This is a genomic window from Methanocella conradii HZ254 (genome assembly GCF_000251105.1).
Lineage (GTDB): Archaea > Halobacteriota > Methanocellia > Methanocellales > Methanocellaceae > Methanocella > Methanocella conradii.
In genome coordinates this window covers 2,066,466-2,079,222 of record NC_017034.1, presented here as the reverse complement: position 1 = coordinate 2,079,222, position 12,757 = coordinate 2,066,466, and the positions used below count along the sequence as shown (strand labels likewise).

The 12,757-nt window shown below is 49.2% G+C and carries 13 protein-coding genes; 8 read left to right on the top strand and 5 right to left on the bottom strand.

The window, feature by feature from the left end; all coding sequences use genetic code 11:
• Positions 1-354: 354 nt before the first annotated feature.
• Positions 355-885, top strand: a complete 531-nt coding sequence (locus tag MTC_RS10905; RefSeq protein ID WP_014406752.1) for a metallophosphoesterase — start codon at positions 355-357, stop codon at positions 883-885.
• On the opposite strand, the gene MTC_RS10900 is transcribed toward MTC_RS10905, so the two are convergent.
• Entirely contained in the window at positions 886-1,161 is a 276-nt protein-coding gene (locus MTC_RS10900) for a hypothetical protein (RefSeq protein WP_014406751.1), read from the bottom strand.
• Positions 1,162-1,337: 176 nt separating this feature from the next.
• Between MTC_RS10900 and MTC_RS10895 the strand changes: the two genes are divergently transcribed.
• On the top strand, positions 1,338-1,823 hold the full coding sequence (locus tag MTC_RS10895) for an NOB1 family endonuclease (RefSeq protein ID WP_014406750.1): 486 nt from the start codon (positions 1,338-1,340) through the stop codon (positions 1,821-1,823).
• A 5-nt stretch (positions 1,824-1,828) separates the two neighbouring features.
• The gene (locus MTC_RS10890) at positions 1,829-2,452 is read left to right on the top strand and encodes an orotate phosphoribosyltransferase-like protein (RefSeq protein ID WP_014406749.1); all 624 of its coding nucleotides are present in this window, start codon (positions 1,829-1,831) and stop codon (positions 2,450-2,452) included.
• A 2-nt stretch (positions 2,453-2,454) separates the two neighbouring features.
• On the opposite strand, the gene MTC_RS10885 is transcribed toward MTC_RS10890, so the two are convergent.
• The gene (locus MTC_RS10885; protein ID WP_014406748.1) at positions 2,455-3,231 is read right to left on the bottom strand and encodes a hypothetical protein; all 777 of its coding nucleotides are present in this window, start codon (positions 3,229-3,231) and stop codon (positions 2,455-2,457) included.
• An 81-nt stretch (positions 3,232-3,312) separates the two neighbouring features.
• Here MTC_RS10885 and MTC_RS10880 point away from each other — a divergent pair, with 81 nt between their 5' ends.
• Entirely contained in the window at positions 3,313-4,476 is a 1,164-nt protein-coding gene (locus MTC_RS10880) for a phosphoheptose isomerase family protein (protein WP_014406747.1), read from the top strand.
• A 2-nt stretch (positions 4,477-4,478) separates the two neighbouring features.
• Here MTC_RS10880 and MTC_RS10875 read toward each other — a convergent pair whose 3' ends face one another.
• Complete coding sequence (locus tag MTC_RS10875) at positions 4,479-4,982, bottom strand: cation transporting ATPase C-terminal domain-containing protein (protein WP_052322811.1); 504 nt, start codon at positions 4,980-4,982, stop codon at positions 4,479-4,481.
• A gap of 281 nt (positions 4,983-5,263) precedes the next feature.
• Here MTC_RS10875 and MTC_RS10870 point away from each other — a divergent pair, with 281 nt between their 5' ends.
• From MTC_RS10870 to MTC_RS10855, 4 genes are all read left to right on the top strand, one after another.
• Entirely contained in the window at positions 5,264-6,205 is a 942-nt protein-coding gene (locus MTC_RS10870) for a phospholipase C/P1 nuclease family protein (RefSeq protein ID WP_143767141.1), read from the top strand.
• Between the two features lie 52 nt (positions 6,206-6,257).
• Complete coding sequence (locus MTC_RS10865) at positions 6,258-7,157, top strand: hypothetical protein (protein WP_014406745.1); 900 nt, start codon at positions 6,258-6,260, stop codon at positions 7,155-7,157.
• On the top strand, positions 7,154-7,666 hold the full coding sequence (locus MTC_RS10860; protein ID WP_014406744.1) for a hypothetical protein: 513 nt from the start codon (positions 7,154-7,156) through the stop codon (positions 7,664-7,666). Before MTC_RS10865 ends, MTC_RS10860 begins: the two co-directional genes overlap by 4 nt.
• A 1,089-nt stretch (positions 7,667-8,755) precedes the next feature.
• Positions 8,756-9,238, top strand: coding sequence for a hypothetical protein (locus tag MTC_RS10855; protein ID WP_048189368.1), 483 nt, complete (start codon positions 8,756-8,758; stop codon positions 9,236-9,238).
• Positions 9,239-9,733: 495 nt separating this feature from the next.
• On the opposite strand, the gene mgtA is transcribed toward MTC_RS10855, so the two are convergent.
• Together mgtA and MTC_RS10845 are read right to left on the bottom strand one after the other, a co-directional pair.
• On the bottom strand, positions 9,734-12,274 hold the full coding sequence (mgtA, locus tag MTC_RS10850; RefSeq protein WP_014406741.1) for a magnesium-translocating P-type ATPase: 2,541 nt from the start codon (positions 12,272-12,274) through the stop codon (positions 9,734-9,736).
• Positions 12,275-12,292: 18 nt separating this feature from the next.
• Complete coding sequence (locus tag MTC_RS10845) at positions 12,293-12,556, bottom strand: YhbY family RNA-binding protein (protein WP_014406740.1); 264 nt, start codon at positions 12,554-12,556, stop codon at positions 12,293-12,295.
• Between the last annotated feature and the right edge of the window lie 201 nt (positions 12,557-12,757).

Genomic DNA, 12,757 nt, shown 5'->3' with positions numbered 1-12,757 from the left:
GTTAAGAGAACGTTGTTATTCATAGGATATATGTTTTGATATTTTAACGTGAGATATGCATGGCGAAAGTAATTTTGGCCTCATTGGCGGAGAATTTCGTTTGTCAGCCTACGAACGAAAACTTATTTATTGTATTGTGGTTGAGTCTGTATTATGCCGAAGTGGGTTTGTGAGTCATGCGGTTATGAACATAGATTTTTGTGTAAGCCAGGGTGTAGCGCTTTTACCCATAATGGCTCCTGCCGTCCCAGGAAATGCCCAAAGTGTGGGGCGCCGCCAACCAGGATGCATCTCGAATAGCCTTTACGTGTCTGCCGAAAAATTATTATTATGACCCCATCTTATTGATAAAGGATGAAAATAGCCGTCCTAGCAGACACGCACCTTCGCGTAAAGATGCCCCAGGAACTGTTAGACGTAATCAAGGAAGCAGACTTAGCGGTGCACGCGGGCGACTTCATAACGAGCGAGGCGTATGAATCCGTGAAGGAAAGCGCAAAAAGGCTGGTGGCAGTCTACGGAAATAGCGACGATGAAGACCTCAAGGCCACGCTGCCGGAAAGCGCGTCCTTCGAGGCGGAAGGCGTGAGGATAGGCGTCATCCACAAGGGCCGCCACGGCACTGATATCACAAACATGCGCTACCTGGCGCTGGAGATGGGCGTGAGCGTTCTCATCTACGGCCACATACATAGCCCGGTCATCGACCAGACAGACGTGCTTTTACTATGCCCGGGCAGCCCAATCTTTCCCAGGATGGCAGACCCAACGATGGCGATGCTCGAGGTGCGCGATGGCCATGTGAAAGTCGATATAGTCAAGACCAGCACGGGCCAGATGTGCAGGTCGATAGGCTATGCAAGGTCACTAGAGGATAAACAATAATCATGTGCCGCTAATGTCCAGCGTCGTCTGGGCGGTAAACTCCACGAAGCGGTTGGCGGCGTAGAAGGCCCGCTTCGTGACCTTATAGCGAGCCCTGATCTGCTCGGCGAGGTTGGTCCGCACCACTATCTTCTTATCCTTGAAGCGCTCACTCCTGGCCAGGTACTGTAATGCGCTGTAGCAATCCCTTATCTTTTCGCCTTTGAGCAGCGATTCATACTGCTCAAGGGTTAAAATATAGTACTTTTCAGGCGGCTGTATCTGGCCTTCTTCCATTTTTTAGCCTCGCTCAAAACCATCCAAATTAATACAACTTAATGATATATGAATGTGTCCCTCACCAGTTCAGATAAAATCGGCATACGCATAGTATTTTCATTTTATATTGCCATTACGTGCAAAAAACAGGCGAACACCTATATTTATAATCATGGACGTTTTACTGGATATAAATGCCAGAAACTTACGTGCTGGACGCGTCGGCGTTCATATACGGGATATTTCCGCGTGGAGAATTGCTGACGCCCCCCAGGGTATACGAAGAAGTTAAGGATGAGGCATCACGCCTCAAGCTTGAAGTGCTCACAGGGCTCACGGTCAGGGAGCCAGATGCCATATACGTAAGCGAGGTCAAGAACGCCGCCCAGGATACGGGGGACGTCCTGCGCCTCTCGCAGCCAGACGTCGACCTGCTGGCGCTGGCGCTCGAAGAAAAAGGCTCCGGGAAAGACGTGGCAATCCTTTCTGACGACTACGCCGTACAGAACGTCGCGCGGAAAATGGGCCTCGACTTTATACCGCTGCATCAAAAGCGGATAAAGTATAAAATCGTGTGGGAAAAACGTTGCATGGGGTGCAACCGAACATATAGTGAGGGCGATGTTTGCAAAGTCTGCGGGTCCCCACTGAAGCTGAGGAAGCGGTCCATCAAGAGGTAAACCGGATGAGAAATATTAACGATTTAATCGATAAGGCGATCGAGCTCAGGAACCGGGGCTTAAGGTCGGGCGAGATCGCCGATGAGCTTAACATATCGAGGGAGACGGCGACATGGCTTCTCACCCGCGCCAAAAGGGAGAGCGGCGTCAAGGCCCCGGAAGACATCTTCGTTGACTGGAGCATGATTGGCAAGAGCTCGAGCAGGCTCATGCTCATCGCGACCTGCATGGCTGACATGGTCGAGGAGACGCTCAACGAGCTGGACACTAACGTCGACGTGGTCGTAGGCGTCGCCCTTAGCGGGGTGCCCCTGGCGAACATCGTCGCATACCAGTATGGAGTGGAGCTGGCCGTCGTACATCCTGGCAAGCACCGGTACGAGGAGGGCAAGGACCAGAAGGAGACGAAGGCCACGTTTAGCGAGAACTACTCGAGCGTGCGTGGCAAGCGATGCGTCATCATCGATGACGTCATAACTACTGGTAGCACTGCTGAGGAGACCGTTAAGCTGATCCAGGACAGCGGCGGCGAGGCGGTCGCCATGGCGGTCATCATCGATAAGAAGGGCATCGAAAGCATCGGATCCGTGGCCGTTCGGTCGCTCGTGCGCGTAGGCCGCGTTGGGTGACTTTAAGATGCCAGGAGGGCGACGATCCGGAAAGGCTCCACGTATTTAATACGCATCGCCACCATCTCGACGCTCCGGGGCAGGCCCTTGGCCACGTACAAAAAGATGCGCCTTGCCATCACGTTATCGGTGTCCTCCGGCATGAAGAGCATCGCTGACCTGACCGTCGACCTATCAATGCTGCTCATGGACATGCCGTAGAGCGTCTCGGGCTGGGACGTGGAGGTGGCGGCGAACCGTGCGACCCTGCCATGTGTCGCATTCCACAACGCATCCCTCCCCAGCTTTCCATCCTGGAGCGCGGCCGACATGAAAGTAATGGTATGGGCTATAAAGTTTAAGGCGATGCGCATCGCATACTCGGCGTCTTTTCCTTTCCTTTGCTGGAGCACCCAGCCCTCATCTATCAGCGCGGCCGCGTCAAAAGAGCCGTAAGCCTGCCTATCCTCCACTGGCCACCCGCCGGAGGGCTTGATTAAAAACCCGAAAGTGAACGCTTTTTTCTCCGAAGCCTTTGAGGATAGGCCCCGCCCCCATGAGAGTGCATCCTCCTCCGAGGGGTTTAGCACGAAAAATACGATTGAAAAGCCGCTCAGGTCAAGGGCTTCACCGGGCTTAGCCTTAATGTCAGCCCCTGCGGCGCCCAATGCCTCCTCATCATCGTCCACTGCCACCAAAAACGCCGGGGCAGAGGGCATATTCGAAAATGACTCCTTGAGTATTGTTGCGACCCCGCAACCGGCGAGGCCGCACCCTATGACCGCAACCTTATCGTCCATTCACATCATCAGGACAATACATTTAATATTACAAACATAAAGATATTAGCTTTTTATAGGAAATCAGCATAATAGCATACGATGTCCTCTATAGATTCATTCTACGGGTCTGTAAAGATACAACAGCAATTCATAAAGCAGCTTGAAGAGATCAAGAAGGAGAAGATACTCGAGCTCATCAACCTATTGGCGGGCTTCATCCTGGACGAGACGGGCCGCACTAAAGTGATATATGGAATAGCAGAGGGCAGGAGCGCGCTAGCGCTATACGACTTTCTGCAGCAGTCGGTCAAGTATGAGAATATTTACCCCGTCACCCTGGACGACCCCATCAGGCGGTACATCGACCCCGGCAAGGAGAACCTCGTGATAGCGGCCACCGGCTCGGGCGAGACCAAGGGCGTGCTGAGGTACCTCGAGGACGCCTTCAAGCTCAACGTGCCCGTAGTGCTGATCACGGCCAACGTTAACTCGCGGGCATACTCAATGGTCTCGGAGTATGATAACGGCTTCATATTCGACATCGAGCCCCTCAAGGGCATAAGCAATAAAAACCTTGCCGCCCTTGGCTCCGAGTTCGAGCTTAAGCTGTGCGTGCTATTGAACGCCATCATCCCCGAGCTATACCACCATGACCCGGGCAAGGACGCTGATAAATACTATAGTACGCTGGAGCATATTGCTAAGAACGCGGGGCTTCTCATGGACATAGACCCGGCGCACCTGGACGAGTGGTCCGATAAAGTTCTGAACCGCCGCGGCAACTATGTAGTGGATGGGGTGAGCAGGTCCGGGTTCGTGGCGAACGCCTTCGGCATGAGGCTCACCCACCTCGGCCGGAACGTGTTCATGCGGGACGGCCCGACCACCCCGGCTTTCCTCCGTGGAGACGCCTATCTGCCCATCACTGGCAGCGGCAATACGCGTGAGATCATCGAGGGCGCCATAAAGGCGAAGCTCAGGGGCGCCGACATCTTCCCCATCACGGTAAATAAAAGCTCAAAGCTTACCGGCCTCATGGAATCCTGGGGCTATACGAAGAACATAATGTTCGTGCCCATCTCCCAGGAGGACATGGACATGTACCGGGAGAAGGAGGCCAGCAAGATACTGGCGGCCAAGTCCGTCCAGACGAGGCCGTCCATCTCTGAGCTTAACTCGTACATATTCACGAACGCATTTATAGCCCTGGGGATGGACATGCTGGGCGTGAGCGAGAAGTACCTGGCGCAAAAGCACGTTTAAGCTTAAAAGTTCACCACTTTATAGAACATCTTTTTGGCTATTTCGGCCGTGGCGACGTATAGCGCCAGGATGATGGCCAGCGCCAGCAGGAATTCCACAGGTAGCGGCTGGGACCTGAAGAACGGCGCAAGAGGCGTATATGGCAGGGCGATGACCAGGCATACGACGATTAGCGTGGTCATGGCCAGAATGGCGGCTGGCATGCTCCTGAAGAACGGCTTACGGGTCCTTATGACGAGCACTATCATGGCGGCCGAGACCACCGACTCCACGAACCAGCCAGTCCTGAACCCGGTCTCAGAGGCATGCAAAAGCAATATGAGAACGCCGAACGTCATAAAATCGAATATGGAGCTTAGCAGGCCGAAGGCTATCATGAACCTCTTTATAAAGTCAATACTCCACCGCCTCGGCCGGTCCATGAGCTCCTTATCCACCGAATCCGCTGCTATAGTCATCTCCGGAAGGTCGGTGAGAAGGTTGGCGAGCAGTATCTGGGTGGGCAATAAAGGAAAGAAAGAGAGAATGAAGGCTGACAGTTAACAGATTGTGAGATAAGACTTAAGTAATCATAAGTTAACATATTGCCTGGTAAGCGCTTGAAAAGGCGCGAGAGGGTTGCATGTGGCTCGGCTCGCCCCAGTCAGATGGCCGGGCCACATGGCCAATAAAGGCAAAATGGTATAAGCTTTTCGATTATATAAGCTTACACCATTCTGCCTCCGTAGAAATACGAGTAAAAATAACTCGCGGAGGATTTAAAATGCGTATTGCAAATCGAAAAAGTATGGTAATAGGAGCATTGTTCGTACTGGTAACGATCACGAATACTGCATTCGTGCCTGCGCTTGCCTTTAAGGTGATAGAGCAAACGAATATGCCAATTATGATGTTTGAGCCTATTGTTAAAGATGCAAAGCAAATAAATGATACTGGGCCAACAAAGGAACAAGTGAATTTTGTCTTTGAAGCAATTAAAGCAAGTAACTTGACTAATAAAGAGAAAACTGAACTGATGAAAAATTTAGAAGATATATGGTCAGGCGAGTCTATTCTGCCCGCGTCAGAAAAACAAGAAGTAATCGTTAAAGTGGCGACAATAGTGTTCGATTACTATGGAATAGATGAAAGGGAAGTTGGCGTCTTGTGGAATGGAAATGTCCATTCAGACCTGGCACAGACTGCGGGAATTAAATGGGGTACTGGGTATTACGACATTCTCTACAATCATGCCAGTGACCCTGATACATGGGGAATATGGCAGCAATGGCAGCATTATTCTTGGGGTGGGGCAGGTGATAAATGTAAATTATTCGCCGATAGCGCCAGGGATAAGATAAAGAATCAAAGTGATCCTATAGGCGGATACACTGACCTATCAGTATCGATGCACTACATGTCTGATATCGCTAACCCATGGCATACTAAACCATTAGAGTATCAGTTACACCATATTGATTATGAGAATTATGTAAGTGGCAACTGGACATCTGGGATAGCTTACTGCAATGATGTTAACAACAACTGGTACTATTACTACGTTAGTGATCCTAAGGCATCAGTGGATAATTTAGCATCTGTATCTACGCAATACTTTGGTTACATCGACTCAAAGATTTCACAGGGTGGAGATTGGGGGAATGATGCTACAGTAATTAGTGATACTCGAACAGTGCTGCTCCATGCAATCCGATATGATATGGGTCTGGTGGACTACGTAAGGAGGTAACTAAATAATTGGATGCATTTTACGCATACATTTTTATTTTGGGTGAGTTGACATGATGGGCAACAAGATAAAAAAATTGAATGTGGACTTAATATTATCTTCTCTGCTAGTATTCGCCGTGTTCATCGTTTGCTTAAGCGTTGTGTGGTTTATTAATTATTTGACAAGTATTATTACACTGGCGATGATGCTTGGATTGGTTATACTAATTTTAATGCTATTTTATCTTATAAGGAAATATAAGTTAAGGAAGACGATATTTTTTATTTTACCGGGGGTCTTAGCTTGTGCCATATTTTTTATGGCGTTTATGTCGATAATTCCCTGGTATGTTGAAAACGAGCCCGCTTCGTATGATTATAAAATAATGGTGAGGGGTTTAAGCAATTATAGTGGAGGATTGGCGAATGATATTCTCGTGCCAATGCCGATGAAAGATGGGAAACGGGTATTCACGGATGATGAACTGCAATATCGAGAATTCGATGGGTGGAAATCGATGATCATTGTCAGTAAAGAAGGATACATGCTTGGATTTCAATCGATGGATAGAAATCTTACAGATATAAATGCGCGTTTTTCGAAACGCCTTAACGGGCCAGAAAACATTAAGAATCCGGTCAATGATACATTAACCCCCATATCTAATGTACCCCTGTCGAATTATACAATTTTCCTGGATGGATATAATGGTTCGAATGCTTATACGTCATATGTTTATGTTGATCAAAATATAGCTCCTAAAAAGGATAAAAACGAGACGATCGGGTTTAGCCTAGAGTTCACAGCTTTTGAGGGCAGGTTCCGCGGAATATATGGTAGCAGGTATCGTGTGAGCGTTATCGAAGCCATACCATCAGGGGTAGCCGGGCCTATTCCAGTAAAGTGCCAGTTGGGCGTATTTAGAGATGGCCAATACGTACCGATAAACGTGGGAGGGCGGCTAACTTGACCAGGAATCAATATTTGAATGTCATATTTGCAGGCGTATCTGGCGGAATTTTACTGGTATTGATATCCCTTCTCGATTTCATGTTGGGGGTGTTCGTATTGCAGAATATAGGGTTGTTAGGCATTGATGTCATGCTTGAAGCCCTAATCTTTACTGTCTCGATATTTGTGGTTGCCATAATTGGCATTCTAGCCGAAGGTCGACAGGAAGATAAATCGGAGTGGACCCGCATCCCGCCATCGTTGCTGGCGGGAGTAATCCTTGGAGCCATGGCCGCGTGTGGATGGCTAGCCATAGCGTTGGTCGAACAGGCAATCTATGGGAGCACCTGGGTGTACAGTACTATGATCATGACGTGGCCATTATTATATAGCCTGGTTACTATGGCATTAGGACATGGCTTTTTAAGCGCCATTTGCTATACCTTTATATTAGCCATTATTTACGCAACGATTTCTGTAGCTAGCGGAAAAATTCTAAGAGCATATAATGAGCTTATATATAAATAGCTTTATTAGATGTGCCGATAAAATCGTCCAGGTGGGCAGGTCAGCCCCATGCCTTCATTTTTAAACGCTCTACGAATCATCACACTTAAAACCGACAGTTAACAGATTATGAGATAAAACTTAAGTAATGATAAGTTAAGATATTGCCTGGTAAGCGCCTGAAGGCACGAGAGGGTTGCGTGTGGCCCTGCCATCTGACTGAGACAAACCGGACCACACGGCCAATAAGAGGCAGGATAAGTGTAAGCTTTTCGATTATTTTAAGCTTACCCGATTCTGCCTCTTGGAATATAAAATAAAAGAGTAAATTTAAGAGGATAAGAATGTGTATAATAAAATTTAAAGGAAAGGCGTTAGGAACGTTGCTTATAGCTTTATTTTTAGTAAACCTAGCCTTAGCACCAGTGGCTTCTGCAACGACAACTCCATCAGCAAGCGGGCCTAGTATAATTATAGTAGACCTATAATGTTAAGTTATCAGGCGGAGGATATCATAAAGATTAATAGACTAATAGCTGTCGCATTTGCTATATTACTATTACTAATTGCTGTTTCGTTGTCTAACTGTACATCATGGCATGAAGTTTATGATTTCTGGGCTCATCATGCAGCGGCTAAAAACGTGACAATGGATATACGTGTAGTTAACCCAACCTCAATAAATATGCTGGAATCCAATTCACGCAACGTTAGCGTGCTAGTTAAATACATCGTAGCGCCAACTAAATGAGCTTCACAGGTGATAGCAATAACTTGAGCTTTAATCTTGAAGTGGCTAGCCCAATCGATACTCCACACCCGAGGACTGATATATTCCTCTATCTGCCATGTAACGCTAACTATAGTATAAAGACTGTCGGTCTAGAATATTGGTATAATACTACTAAGTTCAATGTTGGAGAATTCGAAGGCCCAATCACAATAACCTTGAATAGCACAACAGTGGTGAGCAAACCTTGACTATTGAGTCATTGTCCTGCGAAGAAACGTTAAATGTGGTTTAATCGGTGGTGATGCAATGGATGTTTCGTTCTTTATACTATAATATTCGCCGTATTAATCATCGGAGGATACCCGACTTTGATTTATATGCTTTCTAAGCGTATAAGGAATAAGAGTGTCAGGCTCGTTATAATACTACTGCTGGCCGTTGTCCTCGCGATTTTAATGCCGGTAATCAGGCCCTTGCTCAGAGAACTTTATTTTTCGTTTGATATATCATGGATTCACGCGTCAACGCTGACCATCATGGATTTCATCATGGTAACCATGATCTCGCTGGGCGCTATTACAATCCTTCCTATCATAGAGGATTATATAAAGGTGAGAAAAAAAGAGGTCGTCGTGTTTATTTCCTCCGTGATTGTCATCGGATTCCTGTACATAGCGGGATGGGCGATGGTGATGTCTCATACGCCGAATCCCATCCCAAAGTTTCCTGGAATAGGCATGCTGAGCGAGGCCATGAACACAATAATATTATACGCCTTTATAACAATCGCCTTTTCAATGTTCTACGCTATAATACTACCAATCACCTTTCTTATCCAAAAAATACGAATAAAAAGCTAGTTTCACGCCCACGACTAATACATTATCTATAATTTATATTTTTCTGATAAGCTGCTGTGTCCTATGAAAGACATTTGCGTGTCGGGCTGCATAGGGCTTGTTTCGCTAACCTGAAAAAAATCGGGCTAATGAGGACACCAACACCAAAAACACGCTTTTCATACTTTACACCTGCGCCAAACGGTTCATCAACAGGTTGAATAATTGTTTGGTGGTACGCTTGTATGCTTCCTCTTATGTGGTTCGCACAGGAAAACCCTTGTGTGGCTGGCACCTGGCATGGGATCACGAAAACATAAAAGGAATATTAAAACACGAAATTTTTTTTACACGAAGGCTCTAATGCTCTAGTTCACTGTCAACGCACAAAGGCGCCTCTAACCCTCGGGTCAATGCTCTAAGCCTCTAATTCTCTAACACTAAAATAAAGCACGAAGGCGCGAACCCTAAAAGCCTCCAGCACAGTGGAGCCATTAGCCTTCTTGGCATCAGATGTTAAAACTTCACTATCTTGTAGAATATCTTTTTGGCTATTTCGGCCGTGGCGACGTATAGCGCCAGGATGATGGCCAGTGCCAGCAGGAATTCCACAGGTAGCGGCTGGGACCTGAAGAACGGCGCAAGAGGCGTATATGGCAGGGCGGTGACCAGGCCTACGACGATTAGCGTGGTCATGGCCAGAATGGCGGCTGGCATGCTCCTGAAGAACGGCTTACGGGTCCTTATGACGAGCACTATCATGGCGGCCGAGCCCACCGACCCCACGAACCAGCCAGTCCTGAACGCGGTCTCAGAGGCATGCAAAAGCAATATGAGAACGCCGAACGGCATAAAATCGAATATGGAGCTTAGCAGGCCGAATGCTATCATGAACCTCTTTATAAAGTCAATACGCCACCGCCTCGGCCGGTCCATGAGCTCCTTATCCACCGAATCTGCTGCTATAGTCATCTCCGGACGGTCGGTGAGAAGGTTGGCGAGCAGTATCTGGGTGGGCAATAAAGGGAGAAAAGGGAGAAGGAGGGACGCCCCGGCCATGCTGAACATGTTCCCGAAGTTCGCGCTCGTGGCCATGAAGACGTATTTGAGAGTATTGGCGAAGGTCTTCCGCCCCTCCTCCACGCCCTTTGCCAGCACCCCGAGGTCTTTTTCCAGGAGCACGATCTGGGCCGTCTCCTTGGCCACGTCCACGGCGCTGTCCACGGATATCCCGACGTCAGCGGCGTGAAGGGCCGGGCCGTCGTTGATGCCGTCGCCAATGTAGCCCACCACGTTGCCAGCCTTCCTCATCGCGGTAATTATGCGCTCTTTTTGGTTGGGCTCGACCTCCGCGAACACGTTCACCTCCATCACGACGCGCATGAGCGCATCATCGTTCATCCGGTTGAGGTCTGAGCCGGTTACCACCCTTTCGCCTTCTTTTGTATCGAGCCCGCCAGCCCTGCAGACCTCCCTGCTTATATACGCGGCTATGAGGCGGTTGTCACCGGTGACGACCTTAAGCGTGACTCCAAGCTGCCCGAGCTTTCTTATGGCTTCCGCTACGCCAGCCTTTGGAGGGTCGTAGAGTACGACGATGCCCAGGAAAGTCATGTCCCGCTCATCCTCTTTGGATATGCGCGACCGGATTCCCACTTCCCTGTATGCGATTCCCAGCGTTCTAAAACCAGAAGCGCTCAGCTTCTCATATTGCCCCATTATGAGGCTGCGCGTCTTCCCAACCTCAACCACGCCTCCGCCAATCTCGGCCAGGGTACAGGCTTCCAGGACGTTCTTGAGGGCGCCCTTCGTGATGATGATATGCGAGCCATCTTTTTCTACAAGAATGCTCAGGCGTTTCCTGATGAAATCATAAGGGACCTCATCAGCCTTCCTATAGCCCTTGATATCGGGCACGCTATGCCTCTTTATGGCCTCATCAATCGGGTTTGTGAAGCCCGACTGCATGCTCGCATTCAAGTATGCGTATAATAATGCCTTTTCATTCTCCCCGCCATCGACGCCGACAGCGGAGTGAACGGCCACCTTGCCCTCGGTGATTGTCCCGGTCTTATCCGAGCACAGGACATTCATGCTCCCGAAGTTCTCTATTGAGGAAAGCTGCTTCACGATGACCTTTTCAGCGGCCATCCTCCTGGCGCCGGTCGCCAGGTTGATGCTTATGATGGCGGGCAAAAGCTGGGGAGTCAAGCCGACCGCCAGCGCCAGTGCAAACATGAAGGACTCGAGCACGGGCCGGGCCAGGTACACGTTTATGGCAAATATTGCGATGATAAGGACAGTGGTGACCTCGAGCAGGAGATAGCCGAAATGCCTGACTCCCCGCTCGAACTCCGTGGGCGGAGGCCTGTACCCTAAGCGCTCCGAGATCGTGCCAAACTCCGTGTCAAGGCCCGTCCTCACCACCACCGCCCTGGCGGTCCCGCTAACCACATGGGTGCCCATGAAGAGCGAGTTCACCCTTTTACTTAGGGGCGTATCGGGCGGTAAAGCCTTAACCGACTTTTCGACCGGGTACGTTTCGCCCGTAAGGGCTGCCTCGTCCACGAACAGGTCCCTGGATTCCAGCAACAGGCAATCCCCTGGTATGCTGTCCCCGGCGTTCAAAACCAGCACGTCGCCGGGGACCACCTCCTCGAACGGCACGTCCACCTCCACGCCGTCACGTAGCGCCTGCGCCTTAACCCTCACCAGCTCCAGCAGCTTCTCAACGGCGCCGGTCGCCGAGTATTCCTGCCAGAACCCGAGGGAGCCGCTTACCAGCAGTATTAAAAAAATGATCAAAGAATTGACCTTATCGCCAAGGTAGAATGAGAGTATCGCCGCAAAAAGCAATAATAATATGATCGGGCTGTTGAACTGGCTAATAAATAAGCTCAGGGGGCCATAGCGCCTTTTTGGCCTGAGCTGGTTGGGCCCGTATTCCTTGAGCCTTCTCCGTGCCTCTTCGGCGCTCAAGCCCTGCGGCGAGGCTCCAAGGGCTTTCAGTAGCTTATCCGGCTTCTCGCTCCAGAACGCGCCCTGGAGGGGATGCATATAGCCCCCAAAATCAAATCAACGTCTAAAGAGCACTACAGTGTTGCCCTTAATTTCTATCAGCTCTGCCCCCGTCTCCTTTGCAAGCTTTTCCGCTATCTCTTTCCTTGGCGTCTCTTCTACCGCGCTTTTCAGTAGCTTTACCTTTACCAGCTTGTTGTCCTTAAGCTGTCTGCTTATCTCTTCTATCAGGGTGGTCGTTACTCCGCCCTTGCCGACATGCGTGGTGGCCTCCAGCCTTGCGGCCTGGCCCCTTAGTTCTAATATCCTCTTCGTGTCCATCCTTTTTATAATAACCTGTGCATGGCTAATATCATTTCCGGTCCAGATTGCTTTTTTATTCTCAAGGATAAAAGAGGGTATTTATCCTTATCTGGCTACCCCGGCCCTCGTCATGCAGGTCCAATTTATCAGCCAGTGAATGTATATTAGCGTGTTTATTGCGGTGCCGCCGGTCATAACAGCCCAATAAAAGGCGATAAC

Coding starts and splice junctions, on each gene's coding strand:
- MTC_RS10905 (WP_014406752.1), top strand. CDS start 355: ATGAAAATAGCCGTCCTAGCAGACACGCACCTTCGCGTAAAGATGCCC.
- MTC_RS10900 (WP_014406751.1), bottom strand. CDS start 1,161: ATGGAAGAAGGCCAGATACAGCCGCCTGAAAAGTACTATATTTTAACC.
- MTC_RS10895 (WP_014406750.1), top strand. CDS start 1,338: ATGCCAGAAACTTACGTGCTGGACGCGTCGGCGTTCATATACGGGATA.
- MTC_RS10890 (WP_014406749.1), top strand. CDS start 1,829: ATGAGAAATATTAACGATTTAATCGATAAGGCGATCGAGCTCAGGAAC.
- MTC_RS10885 (WP_014406748.1), bottom strand. CDS start 3,231: ATGGACGATAAGGTTGCGGTCATAGGGTGCGGCCTCGCCGGTTGCGGG.
- MTC_RS10880 (WP_014406747.1), top strand. CDS start 3,313: ATGTCCTCTATAGATTCATTCTACGGGTCTGTAAAGATACAACAGCAA.
- MTC_RS10870 (WP_143767141.1), top strand. CDS start 5,264: ATGGTAATAGGAGCATTGTTCGTACTGGTAACGATCACGAATACTGCA.
- MTC_RS10865 (WP_014406745.1), top strand. CDS start 6,258: ATGATGGGCAACAAGATAAAAAAATTGAATGTGGACTTAATATTATCT.
- MTC_RS10855 (WP_048189368.1), top strand. CDS start 8,756: ATGCTTTCTAAGCGTATAAGGAATAAGAGTGTCAGGCTCGTTATAATA.
- mgtA (WP_014406741.1), bottom strand. CDS start 12,274: ATGCATCCCCTCCAGGGCGCGTTCTGGAGCGAGAAGCCGGATAAGCTA.
- MTC_RS10845 (WP_014406740.1), bottom strand. CDS start 12,556: ATGGACACGAAGAGGATATTAGAACTAAGGGGCCAGGCCGCAAGGCTG.